Below are 20,553 nucleotides of genomic sequence, written 5' to 3' on the forward strand. Positions count from 1 at the left end.
CTCGGTCAATATAGGAGCTGCCGCAGGTTGCGATCTTTTGATTTTCAGTCGGCTAAAGCGCTGAGGATGTTGTGGGCAATCTTTACCCGTTCAGGAATCGGGAAGTTCTTGTTGGCCATGATCACGATGCCAACATCCTTGCTCGGCACAAACGCCACGTAGGTCCCGAAGCCACCGGTAGAGCCGGTCTTGTTGATCAGCACATTTTTCGCCTGCGGCTGTGGCGGGTTGAGCCATTGCACCTTGTGCGGCTGCATGGCCATTTCCGTGCTGTTACCGGCCAGCAAGCGGTCGAGGCTGATCGGGTAACGGTACATTTCCCAGCCCAGACCCTGGGTCATGTCGCCGACGCTGTAATAACCGGTGTGGGTGTTGGCGATGGCTTGTTGCAGCGGGGTTTCGAGGCTTGCCGGTTTCAGGTTGGCCTGCACGTATCGCAGCATGTCGGCGGCGCTGGTTTTCACGCCGTAGGCTTCTGAATCCATTGCGCCCGGGGTGACGCGCACCGGTTGGTTATTCTTGTCGTAGCCCTGCGCGTACAGGTTCATTTGTGCTTTCGGCACCTGCAGGTAGGTGTGTTGCAGGCCGAGTTTCGGCAGCAGGGTTTCGCTCATCGCCTGATCATATGACTGACCGAGGGTCTTGGCGGCCAGATAACCGAACAGACCCAGGCTCGGGTTGGAGTACAGACGCTGGCTGCCGGCCGGGAAGCTCGGTTTCCACTGTTGGTAATAGCCAAGCATCTTCTCCGCCGAATCCCACGGAGCAGGGAATTGCAGCGGCAGGCCGCCGGCGCTGTAGGTGCCCAGTTGCAGCACGCTGATGCCATCGAATGCGCTGCCCTTGAGCTCTGGCCAGAGCTGGCTGGCCTTGGTCGACAGATCCAGTTTGCCCGCGGCCTGTGCGTAGCCCGCTAGGGTCGCAGCAAAGGTTTTGCTCACCGAGCCAATCTCGAACAGAGTATTTTCGCTGACTTTCTGCCCGGTATCCTTGGCGGCGACGCCGTAGTTAAAGTAATGCGGCTGACCCCTGACGGTGATAGCCACGACCAGGCCCGGAACCTGCTGTTGCTGCATCACCGGGGTGACGGCTTTATTCACCAGGGCTTGCAGTTGCTCGTCGCTGGGCATGGCAGCCAGGCACGCGTTAGCAGCGAAAATTACGCCGAATGCGCTGCAGGAAATGACTTTGCTCGGGTTGATGAAGGACATGAGTGAACCACTCTCCATGAGTATTGAGGGTGATATCCCGCTAGACTGCGGGCAATTGAAACGTTAGTCGACTGATCAGCGCCGACAATTTAGGCAGTCTGGCACTCGTCGACAAACGATGATATTTCGCATGAGCCATTAGAAAAATTTAGGACTGGGCATGATTCGACCTCAACTGCCGCTCAATGCACTGCGCGCGTTCGAAGCCTCGGCGCGGCATCTGAGCTTTACCCGTGCCGCCGTCGAGCTGTGCGTGACCCAGGCGGCGGTGAGCCATCAGGTGAAAAGCCTTGAGGCGCAGCTCAACGTCACTCTGTTCAAGCGTCTGCCGCGTGGGCTGATGCTGACGGGGGAGGGCGAAACCCTGTTGCCAGTGCTGACCACCTCGTTCGATCACATTGCGCAGATGCTTGAACGTCTGGCTGGTGGACAATACCGCGAAACGTTGACCGTCGGCGCCGTGGGGACGTTCGCGGTCGGCTGGCTGTTGCCGCGGCTGGCGGATTTTCAGGCGAAACATCCGCTGATCGATTTGCGCCTGTCGACCCACAACAATCGGGTCGACGTCGCCGCTGAAGGGCTGGATTACGCGATTCGTTTTGGCGCCGGGGCGTGGCATGGGATCGAGGCGACGCGACTGCTCGATGCGCCCCTGTCGGTGCTGTGCGTGCCGGAAATCGCCCGGCAACTGCACACGCCGACGGATCTGCTGCAACAGCGCTTGCTGCGTTCCTATCGCACCGATGAATGGCCGGAATGGTTTCACGCCGCCGGCCTGACGACTCACGCGGCGCCGCCGCAGAGCATTGTGTTCGACTCATCGCTGGCGATGATGGAGGCCGCGCTGCAGGGCAGCGGGGTAGCGTTGGCACCGCCGCTGATGTTCGCCCGGCAACTGGCGGCGGACGTGATTCGCCAGCCGTTTGCGATTGAAATCACCACTGGCAGTTATTGGCTGACGCGCTTGCAGTCACGGCCGGAGACGGCGGCGATGACGGCGTTCAAAAACTGGCTGCTGCAAATCTCTGCCTGACATAAATCCCCCCCCCCGTGGGAGCGGGCTTGCTCGCGAAGGCGGCGTGTCAGTCAACTCAAATATCGACTGACACACCGCCTTCGCGAGCCCGCTCCCACAGGGGACAGTGGTGGACTAGAGATCAGGATTCAGCGCACCAGACACGGCCGCTTGTTATCGAACGTCCATCCCGGAATCAAAAACTGCATCGCCACGCTGTCATCCCGCGCACCGAGGCCCATGCCTTTGTACAGTTCGTGAGCCTTGGCCAACTGATCCATGTCCAGCTCCACACCCAGCCCCGGTTTCTGTGGCACTTGCACGCAACCGTCGACAATTTGCAGCGGTGCCTTGGTCAGACGCTGGCCGTCCTGCCAGATCCAGTGCGTGTCGATGGCGGTGATGTCGCCCGGTGCCGCCGCCGCGACGTGGGTAAACATCGCCAGGGAAATATCGAAGTGGTTGTTGGAGTGCGAGCCCCAGGTCAGGCCCCACTCATGGCACAACTGCGCGACACGCACCGAGCCTTGCATGGTCCAGAAGTGCGGGTCGGCCAGGGGGATGTCCACCGACTGCAACTGGATGGCGTGGCCCATTTCGCGCCAGTCGGTGGCGATCATGTTGGTCGCCGTCTTCAGCCCGGTGGCGCGGCGGAACTCGGCCATGACTTCGCGCCCCGAGTAACCGTTTTCCGCACCGCACGGGTCTTCTGCGTAAGCCAGCACGTGATGTTGATCGCGGCACAGGCGGATCGCTTCTTTCAGTGACCAGGCGCCGTTCGGGTCGAGGGTAATTCGTGCCTCGGGAAAGCGTTCGGCCAGCGCCGTCACCGCTTCGATTTCCGCGTCGCCACTGAGCACGCCGCCCTTGAGTTTGAAATCCTGGAAACCGTATTTCGCCTGCGCCGCTTCGGCCAGACGTACCACCGCTTCGGCGCTCATGGCCTTCTCGTGACGGACGCGGAACCAGTCGTTATCGGCATCCGGTTCGCTGCGGTAGGCGAGGTCGGTCTCGCGTTGATCGCCGACGTAAAACAGATAACCGAGCATCTTCACTTGGTCGCGTTGCTGGCCTTCGCCGAGCAGCGCCGCGACTGGCACGTCGAGGTGTTGCCCGAGCAGATCGAGCAGGGCGGCTTCGAGTCCGGTGACCGCGTGGATGGTGATGCGCAGGTCGAACGTCTGCAGGCCACGGCCGCCGGCGTCACGCTCGGCGAAGGTCTGGCGCACCTGATTGAGGATTTTCTGATAGTTGCCGATCGCGTTGCCGAGCACCAGGCTGCGGGCGTCCTCCAGCGTCTGGCGGATGCGCTCGCCACCGGGCACTTCACCGACGCCGGTGTGCCCGGCGTTGTCCTTGAGGATGACGATATTGCGGGTGAAAAATGGCCCGTGGGCGCCGCTCAAGTTGAGCAGCATGCCGTCGTGGCCGGCCACGGGAATCACCTGCATTTCAGTGATGATTGGCGCTTTGGCAGTGTCGTATGCGGTCATGGTTTTTATCCTAATCAGACAGAGTTCAAGCGTGCTTCGGCGCGGCTTCGGCCACGGCGATGTCAGCAGCGGGTTTCGGGGTGGTGCGTGCAGCGAAGACGATGACCGCGGCGATGATCGAGGTCGCGGCCAGGCCGTAGAGGCCGCCCTGAATCGAACCGGTGTGTTCTTCGAGCAGGCCGAAGGTGGTGGGCGCGACGAAGCCGCCGAGGTTGCCCACCGAGTTGATCAGTGCGATCACTGCCGCGGCGATCCGTGCATCCAGATAGGCCTGCGGAATCGGCCAGAACAAAGACGAGGCGGACTTGAAACCCAGCGCGGCAAAACAGATCGCGACAAAGGCGAAAATCGGCCCGCCGGTGGTGGACATGAACATCCCCGCTGCGGCGATCAGCAATGCGGTGGCGACCCAGGCTTGCTGGTGCTTCCACTTGGCCGAGAGCGAGGCGAAGGCGTACATGCCGACGATCGACAGCAACCACGGAATCGAGTTGAACAGGCCGACCTGGAAGTCACTCATCTCGCCCATTTTCTTGATGATGCTCGGCAGCCAGAACGTTGCAGCGTAGATCGTCAGCTGAATGAAGAAGTAGATCAGACAGAACAGGATGATCTGCCGGTCCTTGAGCAGTTTGCCCATTGATGGACGGATCGGTGTCGCGGCTTCGCGGGCCTTCTGTTCATCGTCGATGGCGCTGACCAGTGCGTCCTGTTCGGCGCGGGTCAGCCATTTCGCGTCGTGGGGTTTGGCGTCGAGCCAGAACCACACGAACACGCACAGGCCTACGGAAAACATCCCTTCGATGAAGTACATCCATTGCCAGCCGTGCATGCCCAGACCGTTGATCTGCAAGAGCAGGCCAGACAGCGGGCCGGAGATCAGCGAGGCCACCGCCGAACCACTGAGGAAAATCGCGATGGCCTTGCCGCGTTCGGCACCCGGCAGCCAGCGGGTGAAGTAGTAGATCACTCCGGGAAAGAACCCGGCTTCGGCCACGCCGAGCAGAAAGCGCAGGATGTAGAAGTGCGTTTCGTTCTGGATGAACGCCATGCCGGCGGCGACCAGACCCCAGGTGAACATGATGCGGGTCAGCCAGATGCGCGCGCCGACTTTCTGCAGGAGCATGTTGGACGGCACTTCGAACAGTGCGTAACCGATGAAGAACAGACCGGCGCCGAAGCCGTAGGCGGCAGCGCCGATGCCCAGATCATGTTCCATGTGGGTGCGGACGAAACCGATGTTCACCCGGTCAATGTAATTGACGATGAACATGATCACGAAGAGCGGCAGGACGTGGCGTTTCACTTTCGAGATGGCGGACGCGAGTGTCGAATCGACGCCCTCGTTCATCCCGGAGACGGAGGTTTTCACTTGGTTTTCTCCCACTGATTATTTTTATGCGGGGTAGGGCTGGGTGCTGCGTTGTTGATAGACATCATACAACTTAGATTTTTTGTCCTACAAGTGGGGTGCAGCGATTAAATTTGTCTGGTGAACGAATTTTTTATTTCTTTTTGGTGGTTGGCCCAGTTTTTATTGGTTCTAGACGCACCCGTCAGACGCACTTCACGGTTCACGATCTAAATGTTCAAACAGGGCGTAGCGCTTGCTTGTTGCAGTTGTTTTCTTTTGCATTGAGTGTTGTCATACAAGTTGAAGGCTGATTCGGCGCTAAAATCAAATCTCGTCAGCCACCGCGCAGTGCTACGATCGCCAAGCCCCGATCACCGGAACCGAACATGCAAGAAGACCTCGACGCTCCCGCCCGCAAACGTGCGCATAACCTTGCGCATGATCTGGTGGAAAAACTCACCCAGAGCATCCTGCTCGGCCAGCTGTCGCCCGGCGACAAACTGCCGTCGGAGAACGCCATCGTTCAGGAGCACGGCGTCAGTCGCACGGTGGTGCGCGAGGCGATTTCCAAGTTGCAGGCGTCGGGGCTGGTGGAGACGCGGCACGGCATCGGCACGTTCGTCATCGAGCGCGTCGCGGAGCAGGGCTTGCGCCTGAATGTCGACACCGCGCTTGGGGTGCGCAGCATTCTTGAATTGCGCATGGGCCTGGAGACCCAGGCCGCCGCGTTGGCCGCGCAACGGCGCAGCGAGCAGCAACTGCTGCAGATGCGCCAAGCGCTGGATGACTATCAGCGCCTGTTGGACAGCAATGACAGTTGTGTTGAAGCCGACCGACGTTTTCACCTGCTGATCGCCGAAGCCACTGGCAATGTCTGTTTCAGCGAAATCATGCAGCATCTGGGCAGCGCGATGATTCCGCGTCAGCGGCTCAATGCCGCCGAGCGTGGCGCAGCGGATCTGAGCAAGCTGGGGCAGTTGGCGCATCTGGAGCACGAAGCGATCCTGAATGCGATCAAGCGTCAGGATCCGGACGCGGCGCGCGCGGCCATGTGGCTGCACCTGACCAACAGCCGCGACCGCTTCGGTGCGCAGGGCTGATTGCCGTTGGTCTGCTCAATGGCACGGCCTGCGCAGGCACGCTTCCAAGCTGTATGGCCCGGGTTTTCCGGACCTCCTTGGTGAGGTGTGTCATGGCTAATGATTTGCTGTTTCAAGGTGGTGTGCTGCCGACCGATCCGACCCGTCCGGTGCCTGGCACGGATGAGCCGACACTGACCGATCACGATGCGCCGCCGGGCATGAGCCCCGGGCGTGATCCGCTGAGTGATGCCGATCGGCCGGAAGACTGGAAGGATCCGGCGGCGGACGATGATGATGTGCCGCCGGCGGATGAGCCGACGCCGTTGTCGGATGACAGGCGCTGAGGCTGACCCGGCATGAGATATTTATAGTCTGCGCCGGCCCTTTCGCGAGCTAGCTCGCTCCCACAGGTAGAACGCATCCCCCTGTAGGAGTGAGCCTGCTCGCGATGGGGTCATCAGCCTCAGTAAAAACCTCGATCAGACCTCAACCGGTCGACCCTCCACCCGCCGCTCCAGATTCAACGCCAGCACACTGATCAACACCACCGTCGACCCCGCCAGCACCATCAGCGTCGGCCGCTCGCCCAATCCCAGCGAAGCAATCCCCATCGCCGTCGGTGGTATCAGGTAGAACGTCATTGTCGCCCGGCTCAAGTCCACATGCTTGAGCACAAAGCCCCAGGCCAGATAGGCCAGTGCACTGGGAAATACCCCCAGCGCCAGCACTGCCCATTGCACTCTTAGCGGCGCTTGCAACACCGCCGCACCCAGCCCCGGCAGATAAATCAGCAACAGCAGCGTCCCCGACCACACCGCATAACAGGCCAGACTGAAGCCGTCATAACGCCGGGCGTGATGTTTTTGCAGGGCGAAATAAATGCTCCATGACAGCGCCGCCAGCAGAATCAGCAAGCCATGCGCGTCGATCTGCCCCAGGCCTTGATCGGCGCTGACCACGATCACCACCCCGACCAGTCCCAGCAACACGCAGCCCCAACGCCAGACACTGACCTGATCCTTGAATACGTAGCGCGCCAGCAGCGTACTGAACAATGGGCTCGACTGCGCCAGTACGCTGGAGGCGCCGGCGCTGACGCTTTGCTGGCCGATGTTCAGCGCCACGTGATGCAGGCTGACGGCAAAAAATCCCAGGGCGAACAACAGCGGCACGTCGCGCGGTTGCGGCAGGCGAATGCCTTTGAGCGCCGCGATCACGGCCATGAACAGCGACGCCAGGAGAAACCGCAATAACGCCAGGTGCCCGGGGTCGTAGGCTTGCAGGCCGATGTGAATGCCGGTCGGCGAATAGGCCCAGCAGCCGACCACGAAGGCCATGGCCAGAATGATTTTTACAGGAGAAGGAGACGGCATGATCGGCGCACCGCAAGGGTTGATGCGCCGAGTATCCGGGCGGTCAACAGGTCTCCACAACTGACTTATACTGCGCTGAATGTTCACTTTGAGTGATGAGTATGGAGCTGGCGCAGATCCGCATGTTCAAGACCGTGGCCGACGAGGGCAGCATTGTCCGCGCTGCTGAAAAGTTGTTTTGTGTGCCGTCAAACATCACCGCACGGATCAAGGCATTGGAAGCGGAGCTCGGTGTGGCGCTGTTTCTGCGCGAGGGGCGCGGGCTGCGGATCAGCCCGGCGGGACAGACGTTTCTCGCTTATGCCGAGCGGATTCTGGCACTGACCGCCGAAGCCAAGCGCGCAGTAGATCCCGGCGCCGAGCCGTCCGGCCCGCTGCGTATCGGCGCGATCGAGTCCTCGGCCACCGGGCGTTTGCCCCGACTGTTGGCCAAATTTCACCAGCGCTATCCGCAGGTGGCACTGGAGTTGACCACTGGCACCTGGGGCCAATTGCTCGACGACACCGTCAACCATCGCCTCGACGGCGCAATCGTCGCAGTGGACGTCGAGCGCTCGCAGCTCAAACGCACACCGATGTACCGCGAGGAGCTGCTGCTGATTGCTTCGACGTCGTTCGGCCCGGTGCGCGACATCCACGATCTGCAGGACAAAACCGTGTTCATGTGGCCGCAGGGTTGCCCGTATCGGGCGGCGCTGGAGCTCTGGCTGTTGCGTCAGGGCCAGGCGCTGCCGATTGTCAGCCTGGCCAGTTACGGGGCGATTGTTGGTTGCGTAAGTGCTGGCGCCGGGGTCGCGCTGGTGCCTAAAGGCGTGTTCGAGCAATACGCCAGAGGCGCTGGCTGCGTGGGCTATGAGTTTTCCGAACTGACGGCGATCGACAACCTGTTTTACTGGCACGAAAACGCCGGGGTACACCCGGCGCGTGAGGCGTTTGTGGCGATGTTGCGCGAGGAATTCCTCTTATCCCGTTACCCCGCGTTTCCCCTGTAGGAGCTGCCGCAGGCTGCGATCTTTTGACTTTGTTGTTGAAAAACCAGATCAAAAGATCGCAGCCTGCGGCAGCTCCTACAGGGTGGATTCAGGAACTCAGGTCGCGCATCAGCAGGCCAAAGCGCAAATCCACCGCATCCGGAATTGGCAGGTACACCGTGTGCCCGTCACCGGGGGCGACGTCAATGGCTTCACCGTTGGCACTCTGCAACTGGTGCAGGTCGAAGTGGAAATTGCCCTTGGGCGTCATCAGTTCCAGATGATCGCCGAGGGCAAAACGGTTCTTCACCTTGACCTCGGCCAACCGGTCGCGGCGCTCGCCGGTCAGTTCGCCGACGAACTGCTGGCGCTCGGACACCGAGCTGCCGTTCTGATAATTCTGGTATTCGTCATGCACATGGCGGCGCAGAAAACCTTCGGTGTAGCCGCGCTGGGCCAGTGATTCCAGATCGGTCATCAGGCTGCGATCGAACTCGCGTCCGGCCACTGCATCGTCGATCGCCCGGCGATAGACCTGGGTGGTGCGCGCGCAATAGAAGTGCGATTTGGTCCGGCCCTCGATCTTCAGCGAATGCACGCCCATGCGCGTCAGGCGTTCGACGTGCTGCACCGCGCGCAGATCCTTGGCGTTCATGATGTAGGTGCCGTGCTCGTCTTCAAATGCCGGCATCAACTCCTCGGGGCGATTGGCTTCCTGCAGCAGGAACACTTGATCGGTCGGCGCGCCAATGCCCAGGGTCGGCTCCGGCTGAAAGGTCTGCACGATCTCGCCGAGCTGATTTTCCGTGGCTTGCTGTGCTGAATACTTCCAGCGGCAAGCGTTGGTGCAGGTGCCCTGATTGGCGTCGCGTTTGTTCATGTAGCCCGACAGCAGGCAGCGCCCGGAGTAGGCCATGCACAGTGCTCCGTGGACGAACACTTCCAGCTCCATGCCGGGCACCTGTTCGCGGATTTCGCCGATTTCTTCCAGCGACAATTCCCGCGACAGGATGATCCGGCTCAGGCCTTGTTGCTGCCAGAACTCGACGCTCGCCCAGTTCACCGTGTTGGCCTGCACCGAAAGGTGGATCGGCATCTGCGGGAAGTGCCGGCGCACCAGCATGATCAGGCCCGGGTCGGACATGATCAGTGCGTCCGGCGCCATCTCGATCACCGGCGTCAGATCCTTGAGGAATGTCTTCAGTTTGGCGTTGTGCGGGGCGATGTTGACCACCACGTAGAAGCGCTTGCCCTGGGCCTGCGCTTCGCGAATGCCGAGGGCGAGGTTGGCGTGGTCGAACTCGTTGTTGCGCACCCGCAGGCTGTACCGCGGCTGGCCAGCATAGACCGCATCGGCACCGTAGGCGAAGGCGTAGCGCATGTTCTTCAGGGTGCCGGCGGGGGCGAGCAATTCCGGGGCGGCGAGGGGGAGGTCTGGCTTCATGGCGGCATCGGTCGCAAAAGCGCGGCAGGGTAGTGCAGTGGCAAGTGCGGTTTATTGATCTGGATCTACGTTTGCGTGCGCGGAGTTTATCTGTGCAGAAAGGGCACAGATCATGTGCCGGTTTCACTGTGTTCGGTGCGGTGGTGGCTGCTTAAGATTCGCTTATCAAATCAACCGAAGCAGGACTTTCCCATGCAGAACTTTACTCGCCGCTTTCTCACCGCTTGTGCATTTTCCGGTGTAATGGCCAGCAGCGCAGCGATGGCCGACAACCACCCGACCATTCGGGCAATGTCCGGCGCTACACCGGTCGATCATCTGCCAGCGGGCAAGTCTGCGCTGGTGGTGATTGATTTTCAGAATGAGTACTTCAACGGCAAGATGCCGATCCCGGACGGTGCCGCTGCGCTGGCGAAAACCCGAGAGCTGATCACCTTTGCCGACAGTCACAAGATCCCGGTGTATCACGTGCAGCACGTCGCGCCGGCCGGTTCGCCGGTATTTGCCATCGATGGTCAGACCGTCAAATTTCACCAAGACATGCAGCCGCGCCTGCAAGACGTGGTGCTGCAAAAAAGCACCGTCAGCGTGTTCGCCAGTACCGACCTTGACCAGCAACTGAAACAGGCCGGCATCCAGACCCTGATCATTTCCGGCCTGATGACCCACGCCTGCGTGGCGGGTGCCGCTCGGGATGCCGCGCCTTTGGGTTACAACGTGATTGTCGCCTCCGATGCCTCGGCGACCCGCGCCATCACTAGGGCTAACGGCGTAACCATCCATAAGGACTCCCTGCACAAAGCCGCATTGGCGGAAGTCGAAGACACCTTCGGCGACGTGTTGAGCACTGCGCAGATCGTCAAACTGCCGGTGCGCTGATTAGCCGAGCTGCATCGTCCAGGCAATCTATGCTCCATGAACAAAGATGGCACTCGCGCGCGCCCCGGCTGACTAAGGTTCGGGGCGTGCGAGACGCCTGACTGACATGGATCGGACATGAACGAAAAAACCCTGCAATTCAAATCCCTCACCGTGCTGTTGCTGTTGGTGACGGTCGCCTTCATCTGGATTCTGCTGCCGTTCTACGGCGCGGTGTTCTGGGCGGTGATTCTCGGCATTCTGTTTGCGCCGATGCAGCGCAAGTTACAGCTCAAGTTTGGCTGGCGGCGCAACCTGACAGCGCTCTGCACTCTGGGCATCTGCCTGGTGATCGCGATTCTGCCGGTGATCATCCTCAGCATCCTGTTGGTCCAGGAAGGCGCAACGCTGTACAACAACATCGAAAGCGGCCAACTGGACATCGGTGCCTATCTGGCGCAGTTCAAGCACAGCCTGCCCCCGTACTTCCAGCATCTGCTCGATCGCTTCGGCATGGGCGAGCTCAACGGCGTGCGCGAGAAAATCGTCAAGGCGTCGATGCAGGGCAGCCAGGTGCTGGCGAGTCAGGCCTTCAGTTTCGGCCAGGGGACGTTCGAGTTCGTGGTCAGCTTCGGCATCATGCTGTACCTGCTGTTTTTCTTTTTGCGTGATGGCGCCGAACTGGTGCGCAAGGTACGCACCGCGGTGCCACTGGAAGAGAGCCACAAACGCCGTTTGCAGTTGAAGTTCAACCGGGTGGTACGCGCGACAGTCAAGGGCAACCTGGTGGTGGCGGTCACTCAGGGCGCATTGGGTGGGGCGATTTTCTGGTTTCTCGACATCCCCAGCGCGTTGCTGTGGGCGGTGTTGATGGGCTTTCTGTCGCTGTTGCCGGCGGTGGGTGCGGGGATTGTCTGGGCGCCGGTGGCGCTGTATTTCTTGCTCAGCGGGATGATCTGGCAGGGCGTGGTGCTGGCGCTGTTCGGTGTGTTTGTGATCGGCCTGGTGGACAACCTGCTGCGCCCGATCCTGGTCGGCAAGGACACGCGCATGCCCGATTACATGATCCTGATCTCGACCCTCGGCGGTCTCGCGGTATTCGGCCTCAACGGTTTCGTGATCGGGCCGCTGATCGCGGCGCTGTTCATGTCCAGTTGGGCGCTGTTCATCGAGACCAAACCGAAAGTCCAGTTGCCTTAGGCGTGGAACGGCGCACTGACCAACTTCTGTGACAGGGCCTGCGCCGCTGTCAGCGACGTGAGCGGGCCGCTGATCGGCTCGCCTTCGCGCACCAGATACCAGCAGGCGAGCAATCCCGACGCTCTGAGCGATGCGGGAACAGCGCTGCCGATTACCGACATGATTTGAACCTGAGCCATGAAAAGTACCTCCATCAATCTGTGGAGTTACCTTAGGGATTCGCTGCGCTCAGGAACAATCAACGCTTTTGATAGTGGTCATTGATCACAGTGAGGGCTGAATCAGTCGACAACCTGGTCGAGCATGTGCACCACTTCGCGCTCATTGAGCAGGCCCTTGTGCACGAGATTCTCCGCCAGCAGCGAAAGAAACTTGGCGCAGCGGTGGCCTTCCAGGTGTTTCAGTTCAGTCAGCGCGCTGTACACCTTGCTTGAAGTGCACAGGCCGACGATGCGGTGCGGATTTTGTGTAGGCATGGGTCGTCCTTGTTTTTATCAACCTGTTGTTTACGGACGGATTCAGATTGCGGTTCCGTCATGACAAATAGATGACCGTTCTGTGTTTTGCCCCCAACGGTCAAGTCCATCATGCCGACTTTAGCTGCTGGAACTGTCCTCACAGCGACCTTGACGAGATTTTTTCAGACTCTGCCCGACCGACGGTCATAAAAAAGCCCCGCTATAAAGCGGGGCTTGATGTTTGAGATTACCAGCGTGGGCCACCGTAGTAGCCATGTGGCCGGCCGTAGTAGCCGCGTGGCGGGCCGTAGTAGACCGGGCCTGGCACATAAACCGGTTGTTGCACGTACACCGGGGCCGGCTGGTAGTAGACCGGTGGTGGCGGTTGTTGCACATAAACCGGTGCCGGTTGAGCGTAAACAGGCTGTTGCACGTAGACCGGCCGGTCCTGGTTGATCAATGCGGAGCCGATGATGGCCGAGCCGACGATCGCACCAAACACTGCCGGACCCTGCCAGCCACCGCCGTGGGCTTCTGCCTGACCTGTGATAGCGAATGCACCAATCAACAAGGCCACGATGGGGAGTTTACGAATCATGATAATTCCTCGGTTTTTCGACCCGGCGTCCGGGCCTGCACCAGGCCCAACGTTGTCGCGGGGATACTTCTATGACAGCGAAATTCTGAAAATCAGCACGGCCGTTGGGTAAATTTTGTGTAAGGTCTGTACCGGTTTCTTTACCGGCAGGTCAAAGGGGCTCGCGGCCCGTTGCAGACAGGCGCTTATGATCGTCCAGAACTCGATGGAATGGCTAACTCCGTCCATCCGAAAGTCCGTTTTGAAGGAGAAGTTTCATGCAGATGAATCCCAACAAAGACACCCAGCTGTGCATGTCCCTGTCCGGGCGCCCCGGGAATTTCGGTCTGCGCTTTCATAACCATTTGTACGAGCAGTTGGGCCTGAACTTCTATTACAAGGCGTTCAGCAGTCAGGACTTGCCGGGGGCTGTCGGCGGCATTCGTGCGCTGGGGATTCGCGGTTGTGGCGTGTCGATGCCGTTCAAAGAAGCGTGCATCGCGCTGGTCGATGAGCTGGATGCGTCGGCGGCGGCGATCCAGTCGATCAACACCATCGTCAACACCCACGGCCACCTCAAGGCTTACAACACCGATTACATCGCTATCGCCCAGTTGCTGGAAACCCACGCGGTGCCAAAGGATACGAGGTTCGCCCTGCGCGGCAGCGGCGGCATGGCCAAAGCGGTGGCCAGTGCCTTGCGCGATGGTGGCTACAAAAATGGCTTGATCGTTGCGCGTAACGAGCGCGCCGGACGGGCACTGGCGGACTCGCTGGGCTATCGCTGGCAGGCGGAGCTGGGCGAAGAGCGGCCGCAGATGCTGATCAACGTCACCCCGGTAGGCATGGACGGCGGGCCGGAAGCCGGGCAACTGGCGTTCGAGCCTGAAGTGATCCAGGCAGCCGAGATCGTGTTCGATGTGGTGGCGATTCCGTCCGAGACGCCGCTGATCGTGCGCGGGCGGGCCGAGGGCAAGAAGGTGATTACCGGGCTGGAGGTGATTGCGATCCAGGCGCTGGAGCAGTTTGTCCTGTACACCGGGGTGCGGCCAAATGAAGAGCAGTTTGCGGCGGCGGTGGCATTTGCTCGCAGCTGATCATTGAGTTTTGCGCTGAGCCATCGGGCCTCTTCGCGAGCAAGCCCGCTCCCACAGGTATCAGGTTGCAACACAACCAGGTGAGCAACCACAAATCCTGTGGGAGCGGGCTTGCTCGCGAAGGCCGCGACTCGGTTGTTAGTCGGTTGCCTATACTGCGGCCTCAGCAAGCCCAGACTTGCCCCTCATAAAAAACCTGATCGAGGCTCCCCATGCATCCGCCCATCCTCAACCTGCACCAGGTCGAACTCGAACCTTTACCCGAAGCCCTCGCCCCGGAAGGCGAAACCGCTGGCCGCTATCAACAACGCATGGCGCGCATTGGCCAGCAGCTTGGTGCGCAAAAACTCGGCTATCGGTTGTACGCATTGCCGCCAGGCATGCGCGGCAGTCCGTTTCACAGCCATCGGGTCAATGAAGAAATGTTCTATGTGGTGGCCGGGGAGGGCGAAGTGCGGCTGGGGGCCGAACGCTTTCCGATTCGCGCGGGCGACGTGATCGCCTGCCCGCCGGGCGGCCCGGAAACGGCGCATCAGATCATCAACACCAGCGACGGGGAGCTGCGTTACCTGGCGGTCAGCACCCAGCAGCAACCGGATATCTGTGAATACCCGGACTCCAACAAATACGCGGTGATGGACAACTTCAAAGTCGATGACCAGGGCAATGCGTCAGGCTTTGTTGCCGTGGCGCGGCAGGCGGATGGGGTGGATTACTGGGATGGGGAATAAATAGAGATCTTCGGCTTGGTATAGATCCTGTGGGAGCGGGCTTGCTCGCGAAAGCGGTGTGTCAGTCACAGCGCTTTGACTGACACAGCCCCTTCGCGAGCAAGCCCGCTCCCACCATAGGACTGTGGTGATTATTCGAGACGCGCCAAACGCTCTTCCAGTGCGGCAATCCGTGCTTCCAGCTCTTCGATGCGTTCAACTGACACACCGCTTGGCGCGCGTTCCCCCGGATTCTGCCGTGCTGCCAGAATCGCCTCGATATCCGCCGGATCGCCCAGTGCATGGGTGTAGCGGTCTTCACGCTGACCGGCCTGACGCGGAATCAACACCGCCAGCCCGCGCGCGATCAGGCGTTCGAGCTGATGCACCACTTGCTCGGCATCTTCGAAGTCGTGCATGCGGCCGCTGCGGGTCAGCAGCTCATTTACCGTCTGCGGGCCACGCAGGAACATCAAGCCAGTGAGAATCACCTGGGCCGGCACCAGTTCCAGCGCCTTGTCGAGCTTGTGCTCCCAGCGGTCGGCGCGACTGCCCATGACCAGTCTGGCGTAACCGTGGCTTTCCAGCGCGCGCAGGCTCTGGCCGACCTGGCCTTGAGTCAGGTTCATCACCGGCTCGCGGCTGGTTTTCTGATTGCAGGCCAGCACCAGCGCATTGAGGGTCAGCGGATAGGTTTCCGGGCTGGTGGCCTGTTTTTCGATCAACGCACCCAGAATGCGGATTTCCGTGGCGTTGAGCCGTGGTTCGTCGGTAGTTGTTTCAAGTTCTGTGGTCATCGCGCGTTCCCTCTGCAGTCGAAGGCGCCTAGCCTAATCCTTGGCTAACAAAAGGCAAGCCGTGCGGTCATCAAGCATGGCTATAATCGCCTCCACGTTCCACCCAGCCACTACACGAGACTGCCATGACCATTTCCCTGTACGCCGCATCCGTCCCGGTTTTTCAACAAATGCTCAACGCCCTGAGCGATGTCCTGAAAAAGGCTGAAGCCCACGCCACCGAGAAAAACATCGACCCGAACGCCTTCCTGCAAGCGCGCCTGTACCCGGACATGTTCCCGCTGGTGCGTCAGGTGCAGATCGCGGTCGACTTCGCCAAGGGCGTTTCCTCGCGTCTGGCCGAAGTCGAAATCCCGAAATATGACGACACCGAAACCACCTTCGCCGAGCTGCAGGCGCTGATTGCCAAGGTCCTGGCCTACATCGGCGAGATCAAGCCGGAGCAGATCAATGGCAAGGAAGGCATCGAGATCGTGACTCGTCCGGGCACCCCGAAAGAGAAGCGCTTCAGCGGCCAGGCTTACCTGCTGAGCTACGGTCTGCCGCAGTTCTTCTTCCACGTCACCACCACCTACGCGCTGCTGCGCCACAACGGTGTTGAAGTGGGTAAACGCGATTACATGGGCGCGTACTAAAACACCCAGCTACAAAAAAGCCCGCCAAGGTTTGCGCCTTGGAGGGCTTTTTATTGCTTTTTGTAGGAGTGAGCCTGCTCGCGAAGGCGGTGTGTCATTCAAAGGTGAGTTTGCAGATCAGACGCTATCGCGAGCAGGCTCACTCCTACAGAGGTTATGCGGTGCGTTGGGCTTTCGCTTCTTCACCCAGGCATGCCGCAGCGGTGAACAAAACGTCAGTCGACGAGTTCAGCGCGGTCTCGGCGGAGTCTTGCAGAACGCCGATGATGAAACCGACCGCCACCACCTGCATGGCAATCTCGCTCGGGATACCGAACAGGCTGCACGCCAGCGGAATCAGCAGCAGCGAGCCGCCGGCCACGCCCGAGGCGCCACAGGCGCAGATCGCTGCGACGACGCTGAGCAGAATCGCGGTTGGAATGTCCACGGCAATCCCCAGCGTGTGCACCGCGGCCAGGGTCAATACGGTGATGGTGATCGCCGCGCCGGCCATGTTGATGGTCGCGCCCAGCGGGATCGATACCGAGTAGGTGTCTTCGTGCAGGCCCAGGCGTTTACTCAGTTCCAGGTTGACCGGAATGTTCGCCGCCGAGCTGCGGGTGAAAAACGCGGTGATCCCGCTTTCGCGCAGGCACTTGAGGGTCAGCGGGTACGGGTTACGGCGCAGTTTCCAGAACACGATCAGCGGGTTCATCACCAGCGCGACGAACAGCATGCAGCCTAGCAGCACGCCCAGCAGGTGCGCGTAACCGATCAGTGCACCGAAGCCCGAAGTGGCCAGAGTCGAAGCCACCAGACCGAAAATGCCCAGGGGTGCGAAGCGAATCACTACACGCACGATCAGCGTCACGCCGTTGGACAGATCGCCAACCACTTCGCGGGTGGTGTCACCGGCATGGCGAATCGCGACGCCCATGCCGATCGCCCAGGCCAGAATGCCGATGAAGTTGGCGTTCATCAGCGCGCTGACCGGGTTGTCGACCACGCTCAACAGCAGGCTCTGCAGAACTTCAGTGATCCCGCCCGGAGCCGTCACCGCCACGTTCTCGATGGACAGCACCAGATGCGAGGGAAACGCCATGCTGGCGATAACGGCGACCACCGCCGCAGCAAAGGTACCGAGCAGATACAGAAACAGGATCGGCCGGATGTGGGTTTCCTGGCCGTGCTTGTGGTTGGCAATCGACGCCATCACCAGCACGAACACCAGAATCGGCGCCACGGCTTTCAGCGCCGAGACGAACACTTTGCCGATGAACGCGGAGCCTTTCGCCGCTTCCGGGGCGAACAGCGCCAGAGCGATACCGGCAATCAGGCCGATCAGGATCTGCGTGACCAGGCTGAGGTTTTTCAGGCGTTGCAATAGAGAAGGGGATGAAGCGGTCATAACGGCATCTCTGATTTTTTATAGGGTGCAAGGTTGCGTGAAACCGGTGATACATCGGGGGCAGGTCACCGGCACCAACCGAAAGGGCTGACGCGCCATCAACGCTGTTAAACAGGCCGCTGAATAGGGTGTACGTTTTTCAGGGCGCGGACTTTATCACAGCGTAGGCGTTATCCTTCAGGCCTGTGACGATCTGCCACCGGATTGATCGGCAAGTCGGCAGGTTTGTGCAAGTCAGCCCGGAAACACTCTGTTAAGATTCGCCATCCTCATTTTCATAGTCTGCCAGCGGGCCTCTTGGTCATCGCTGGTGTCGTCGTTTTGCTGGAGTTGCTCATGCTGTTGCCCATTCTTCTGTTGTCCGCCGCCGGATTCACGGTGCTGACCACGGAATTCGTCATCGTCGGCCTGTTGCCGGCCATCGCCCGCGACCTGGCGGTAACCATTCCGCAGGCCGGTTTGCTGGTGACCTTATTCGCTTTCACGGTGGCGATGTTCGGTCCATTTTTGACCGCGTATTTCGCCCGCTTCGAGCGGCGCAAGTTGTTCATCACCATTCTGATCATGTTCGGTCTGGCCAACACCGTGGCGGCGCTGGCGCCGAACATCTGGGTCATGGCCATCGCCCGGTTGATCCCGGCGCTCGGCCTGCCGGTGTTCTGGGCCTTGGCCAGTGAGACAGCTGTAGACATCGTCGGCCCGGATCACGCTGGCCGTGCGATTGCCAAGATCGGCTTCGGTATTGTTTGCGCGACGGTGTTCGGCATCCCGGTGGGTACGTTGATTTCCGATGCGTTCGGCTGGCGCAGTGCGTTCGCGATTCTGGCGGTGATCGCTTTCGCCAAGGCCTTGCTGCTGTTGGTTTACCTGCCGAAAACCAGCCTGCACCAGCATCAGGTCAGCTTCGCCTCGCAGTTCAAGATTCTGCGCAGCCCGCTGATGCTCGGCCATGTGCTGTTGTCGATTCTGGTATTCAGCGGCATGTTCACTGCCTACACCTATCTGGCCGACATTCTTGAACGTCTGGCCGGGTTCAACGGCACGCTGGTTGGCTGGTGCCTGATGGGCTTCGGTGCGGTCGGGCTGATCGGCAACTCGCTGGGTGGCCGCGCGGTGGATCGTCATCCGTTGGGCGCGTCAGTGCTGTTCTGCGCGTTCATGATTGCCGGCATGGTCTCGCTGGTGCCGAACATTCACTCGACGGTGGGGCTGGCGGTGGCCATGGGCATCTGGGGCATTACTCAGGCTGCGCTGTTTCTGGTCAGCCATGTACGTCTGATGAAAGCCGCGCCGGAAGCGCCAGCCTTTGCCGCTTCGCTGAATATCGCCGGGGCCAACCTCGGGATTGGTCTGGGCGCGATGATCGGCGGTCGGGTAATCGACAGTGCCGGCCTCGGCTTTCTGGGGTTCGCCGCTGCCGGGTTCATTCTGTTGTCGGTGTTCCTCGCCATGGTGCTGATGACGCTCAAGCCGCGCGAAGAATGCGCCCAGGCGTCATAACGTCGTAAACAGCTCGCGTCGGGCACCTTCGGTAATCGCAACGATGCCGGGGTGCTTGACCTTGCGCTCCACCGAAATGGCATAGAACGACTCGGTCACCGCGTCAGTCTGGCCAATCACTTCGACGCCATACTGGCGTTTCACTTCATCGGCAATCACGCTCGGACCGATGAAAATCCCGCTGCCCGATTGGCCGAAAGCCTGCATCAGGGCGCTGTCATCGAACTCCCCGACGATTCGCGGCTGAATCTGTTGCTCGGCGAACCAGCGCTGCAAACGGCTGCGCACTACGGTTTCCGCCCCGGGAATCAACAGCGGTGCACCGTTGAGGCTGCGCGGGAAATCCTGCCCGTATTGTGCCGCCAGCTGCGCGGTGGCGAAGAAACTGATCCCACATTCCCCGAGCTTCTGGCTGTAGCCTTTGATGTCGAGGTGCGACGGCATCGGGCTGTCGGAAATCACCAGGTCCAGGCGCTGGATCGCGAGATCCGCCAACAGCCGTTCGAGTTTGTCTTCGCGGCAGGTGATGCGTAGCGGCTCGTGCAGCTCCATGGTCGGCGCGATCAGGCGGTAGACGATGGATTTGGGCACCACGTCCGCCACGCCGACGCGAAACAGGATCTGCTGCTCGTCAGGCTGCGCGCGCAGCATCAACTCCAGTTCACCGCCTAACTGAAACATCTGCTCGGCGTAGGGCAAGGCCTGGCGTCCGGCTTCGGTCAGCTCCAATTGGCGGCCGACCCGTTGAAACAACTCGATGCCGTAGGTTTGTTCGAGCAGTGATATCTGCCCGCTGATGGTTTGCGGGGTCAGGTTGAGCTGTTCGCAGGCGCGCACGATGCTGCCGGTCTTGGCGACCACCCAGAAGTAATGCAGTTGTCGGTAATTCAGCATCCGTCGCGCCCCCTCTGTAGGAGCTGCCGCAGGCTGCGATCTTTTGATCTTGCTTTAAAAAATCAAAAGATCGCAGCCTTCGGCAGCTCCCACACTGATTGTCATAGTTCGTTAGAACCGAAGTATAGCCGCTAAAAATACGAATTTTCCTGAAGTGTTTGTCTCCCTAGAATGCCCAGCCATCGACGGGCGGTCTGTGGCCCTGTCTGTTCATTCGAAGGAAAGCCTCATGAAATACACAATTCCAGCATTGATGTTTACGTCTTTACTGTTTATGGCCGGTTGCGACCAGGCCGAAAAAAGCGCCCAGCAGTTGATGGGCAAGGCCGCCGAGAGCGCCAAACAGGCGATCGACGATACGCACAAGGCTGCTGAACAAGCGCTCAGCGACGCCACCGGCGGCTTGATCGAGAAAAAAGAAACACCGGAAAAAGACGCGGAAAAATCCGAATCTTCCTCCAAGACCATCTAAATCGTCTTACACAGAGTCAGGACTG

General features: G+C 60.2%; 22 protein-coding genes. 11 read left to right on the forward strand and 11 right to left on the reverse strand.

Going from position 1 to position 20,553, the window contains the following annotated elements; all coding sequences use genetic code 11:
- Nucleotides 1–44: 44 nt before the first annotated feature.
- The gene (gene ampC / locus AC1RBR_RS09990; RefSeq protein ID WP_492564121.1) at nt 45–1,211 is read right to left on the reverse strand and encodes a class C beta-lactamase; all 1,167 of its coding nucleotides are present in this window, start codon (nt 1,209–1,211) and stop codon (nt 45–47) included.
- A 160-nt stretch (nt 1,212–1,371) separates the two neighbouring features.
- Between ampC and AC1RBR_RS09995 the strand changes: the two genes are divergently transcribed.
- Nucleotides 1,372–2,244, forward strand: a complete 873-nt coding sequence (locus AC1RBR_RS09995; protein ID WP_492564123.1) for a LysR family transcriptional regulator — start codon at nt 1,372–1,374, stop codon at nt 2,242–2,244.
- A 131-nt stretch (nt 2,245–2,375) separates the two neighbouring features.
- Here AC1RBR_RS09995 and gudD read toward each other — a convergent pair whose 3' ends face one another.
- Both gudD and AC1RBR_RS10005 read right to left on the reverse strand, forming a co-directional pair.
- Entirely contained in the window at nt 2,376–3,719 is a 1,344-nt protein-coding gene (gene gudD, locus AC1RBR_RS10000; RefSeq protein ID WP_492564125.1) for a glucarate dehydratase, read from the reverse strand.
- 25 nt (nt 3,720–3,744) lie between these two features.
- The gene (locus tag AC1RBR_RS10005; protein ID WP_166496689.1) at nt 3,745–5,091 is read right to left on the reverse strand and encodes an MFS transporter; all 1,347 of its coding nucleotides are present in this window, start codon (nt 5,089–5,091) and stop codon (nt 3,745–3,747) included.
- 368 nt (nt 5,092–5,459) lie between these two features.
- Here AC1RBR_RS10005 and AC1RBR_RS10010 point away from each other — a divergent pair, with 368 nt between their 5' ends.
- Nucleotides 5,460–6,173 carry a FadR/GntR family transcriptional regulator gene (locus tag AC1RBR_RS10010; protein ID WP_115985638.1) on the forward strand — a complete coding sequence of 238 codons (714 nt, stop codon included), beginning with the start codon at nt 5,460–5,462 and terminating at the stop codon, nt 6,171–6,173.
- A 92-nt stretch (nt 6,174–6,265) separates the two neighbouring features.
- Nucleotides 6,266–6,499 carry a hypothetical protein gene (locus tag AC1RBR_RS10015; RefSeq protein WP_492564127.1) on the forward strand — a complete coding sequence of 78 codons (234 nt, stop codon included), beginning with the start codon at nt 6,266–6,268 and terminating at the stop codon, nt 6,497–6,499.
- A gap of 135 nt (nt 6,500–6,634) precedes the next feature.
- On the opposite strand, the gene AC1RBR_RS10020 is transcribed toward AC1RBR_RS10015, so the two are convergent.
- Complete coding sequence (locus AC1RBR_RS10020; RefSeq protein WP_492564129.1) at nt 6,635–7,528, reverse strand: DMT family transporter; 894 nt, start codon at nt 7,526–7,528, stop codon at nt 6,635–6,637.
- Between the two features lie 101 nt (nt 7,529–7,629).
- Here AC1RBR_RS10020 and AC1RBR_RS10025 point away from each other — a divergent pair, with 101 nt between their 5' ends.
- Nucleotides 7,630–8,520, forward strand: coding sequence for a LysR family transcriptional regulator (locus AC1RBR_RS10025; protein ID WP_492567225.1), 891 nt, complete (start codon nt 7,630–7,632; stop codon nt 8,518–8,520).
- 88 nt (nt 8,521–8,608) lie between these two features.
- On the opposite strand, the gene trhP is transcribed toward AC1RBR_RS10025, so the two are convergent.
- Nucleotides 8,609–9,943 (reverse strand): prephenate-dependent tRNA uridine(34) hydroxylase TrhP, encoded by a 1,335-nt coding sequence (gene trhP, locus AC1RBR_RS10030; protein WP_492564130.1) that lies wholly within the window; start codon nt 9,941–9,943, stop codon nt 8,609–8,611.
- A 192-nt stretch (nt 9,944–10,135) separates the two neighbouring features.
- Here trhP and AC1RBR_RS10035 point away from each other — a divergent pair, with 192 nt between their 5' ends.
- Both AC1RBR_RS10035 and AC1RBR_RS10040 read left to right on the forward strand, forming a co-directional pair.
- Nucleotides 10,136–10,822, forward strand: a complete 687-nt coding sequence (locus AC1RBR_RS10035) for a cysteine hydrolase family protein (protein ID WP_492564131.1) — start codon at nt 10,136–10,138, stop codon at nt 10,820–10,822.
- Between the two features lie 117 nt (nt 10,823–10,939).
- The gene (locus AC1RBR_RS10040) at nt 10,940–12,001 is read left to right on the forward strand and encodes an AI-2E family transporter (RefSeq protein ID WP_095138783.1); all 1,062 of its coding nucleotides are present in this window, start codon (nt 10,940–10,942) and stop codon (nt 11,999–12,001) included.
- On the opposite strand, the gene AC1RBR_RS10045 is transcribed toward AC1RBR_RS10040, so the two are convergent.
- The 3 genes from AC1RBR_RS10045 to AC1RBR_RS10055 all read right to left on the reverse strand — a co-directional run bounded on the left by AC1RBR_RS10045 (nt 11,998) and on the right by AC1RBR_RS10055 (nt 13,057).
- A complete protein-coding gene (locus AC1RBR_RS10045; RefSeq protein WP_095138784.1) occupies nt 11,998–12,180 on the reverse strand; it encodes a hypothetical protein in 183 nt (60 codons plus the stop codon). The genes AC1RBR_RS10040 and AC1RBR_RS10045 overlap by 4 nt on opposite strands.
- A 102-nt stretch (nt 12,181–12,282) precedes the next feature.
- A complete protein-coding gene (locus AC1RBR_RS10050; RefSeq protein WP_025108897.1) occupies nt 12,283–12,477 on the reverse strand; it encodes a hypothetical protein in 195 nt (64 codons plus the stop codon).
- Nucleotides 12,478–12,706: 229 nt separating this feature from the next.
- A complete protein-coding gene (locus AC1RBR_RS10055) occupies nt 12,707–13,057 on the reverse strand; it encodes a hypothetical protein (protein ID WP_007965394.1) in 351 nt (116 codons plus the stop codon).
- A 257-nt stretch (nt 13,058–13,314) separates the two neighbouring features.
- Here AC1RBR_RS10055 and AC1RBR_RS10060 point away from each other — a divergent pair, with 257 nt between their 5' ends.
- The gene (locus tag AC1RBR_RS10060; protein ID WP_492564134.1) at nt 13,315–14,133 is read left to right on the forward strand and encodes a shikimate 5-dehydrogenase; all 819 of its coding nucleotides are present in this window, start codon (nt 13,315–13,317) and stop codon (nt 14,131–14,133) included.
- A 212-nt stretch (nt 14,134–14,345) separates the two neighbouring features.
- Complete coding sequence (locus AC1RBR_RS10065) at nt 14,346–14,864, forward strand: cupin domain-containing protein (protein ID WP_285373709.1); 519 nt, start codon at nt 14,346–14,348, stop codon at nt 14,862–14,864.
- Nucleotides 14,865–14,995: 131 nt separating this feature from the next.
- Here the strand turns inward: AC1RBR_RS10065 and AC1RBR_RS10070 are convergent, their stop codons facing one another.
- On the reverse strand, nt 14,996–15,640 hold the full coding sequence (locus AC1RBR_RS10070) for a YceH family protein (RefSeq protein ID WP_095138787.1): 645 nt from the start codon (nt 15,638–15,640) through the stop codon (nt 14,996–14,998).
- Nucleotides 15,641–15,765: 125 nt separating this feature from the next.
- On the opposite strand from AC1RBR_RS10070, the gene AC1RBR_RS10075 reads away from it, so the two are divergent.
- Nucleotides 15,766–16,275 carry a DUF1993 domain-containing protein gene (locus tag AC1RBR_RS10075; protein ID WP_007965386.1) on the forward strand — a complete coding sequence of 170 codons (510 nt, stop codon included), beginning with the start codon at nt 15,766–15,768 and terminating at the stop codon, nt 16,273–16,275.
- A 154-nt stretch (nt 16,276–16,429) separates the two neighbouring features.
- Here the strand turns inward: AC1RBR_RS10075 and sstT are convergent, their stop codons facing one another.
- Nucleotides 16,430–17,662, reverse strand: a complete 1,233-nt coding sequence (gene sstT, locus AC1RBR_RS10080; protein WP_492564137.1) for a serine/threonine transporter SstT — start codon at nt 17,660–17,662, stop codon at nt 16,430–16,432.
- Between the two features lie 336 nt (nt 17,663–17,998).
- On the opposite strand from sstT, the gene AC1RBR_RS10085 reads away from it, so the two are divergent.
- On the forward strand, nt 17,999–19,162 hold the full coding sequence (locus tag AC1RBR_RS10085) for an MFS transporter (protein WP_115985630.1): 1,164 nt from the start codon (nt 17,999–18,001) through the stop codon (nt 19,160–19,162).
- On the opposite strand, the gene nhaR is transcribed toward AC1RBR_RS10085, so the two are convergent.
- Nucleotides 19,157–20,056 (reverse strand): transcriptional activator NhaR, encoded by a 900-nt coding sequence (gene nhaR, locus AC1RBR_RS10090; RefSeq protein WP_115985629.1) that lies wholly within the window; start codon nt 20,054–20,056, stop codon nt 19,157–19,159. The genes AC1RBR_RS10085 and nhaR overlap by 6 nt on opposite strands.
- 229 nt (nt 20,057–20,285) lie before the next feature.
- On the opposite strand from nhaR, the gene AC1RBR_RS10095 reads away from it, so the two are divergent.
- Entirely contained in the window at nt 20,286–20,528 is a 243-nt protein-coding gene (locus tag AC1RBR_RS10095; RefSeq protein WP_115985628.1) for a hypothetical protein, read from the forward strand.
- The last annotated feature ends 25 nt before the right edge of the window (nt 20,529–20,553 follow it).

It is taken from the genome of Pseudomonas sp. GW823-FHT01D03 (assembly GCF_058798255.1).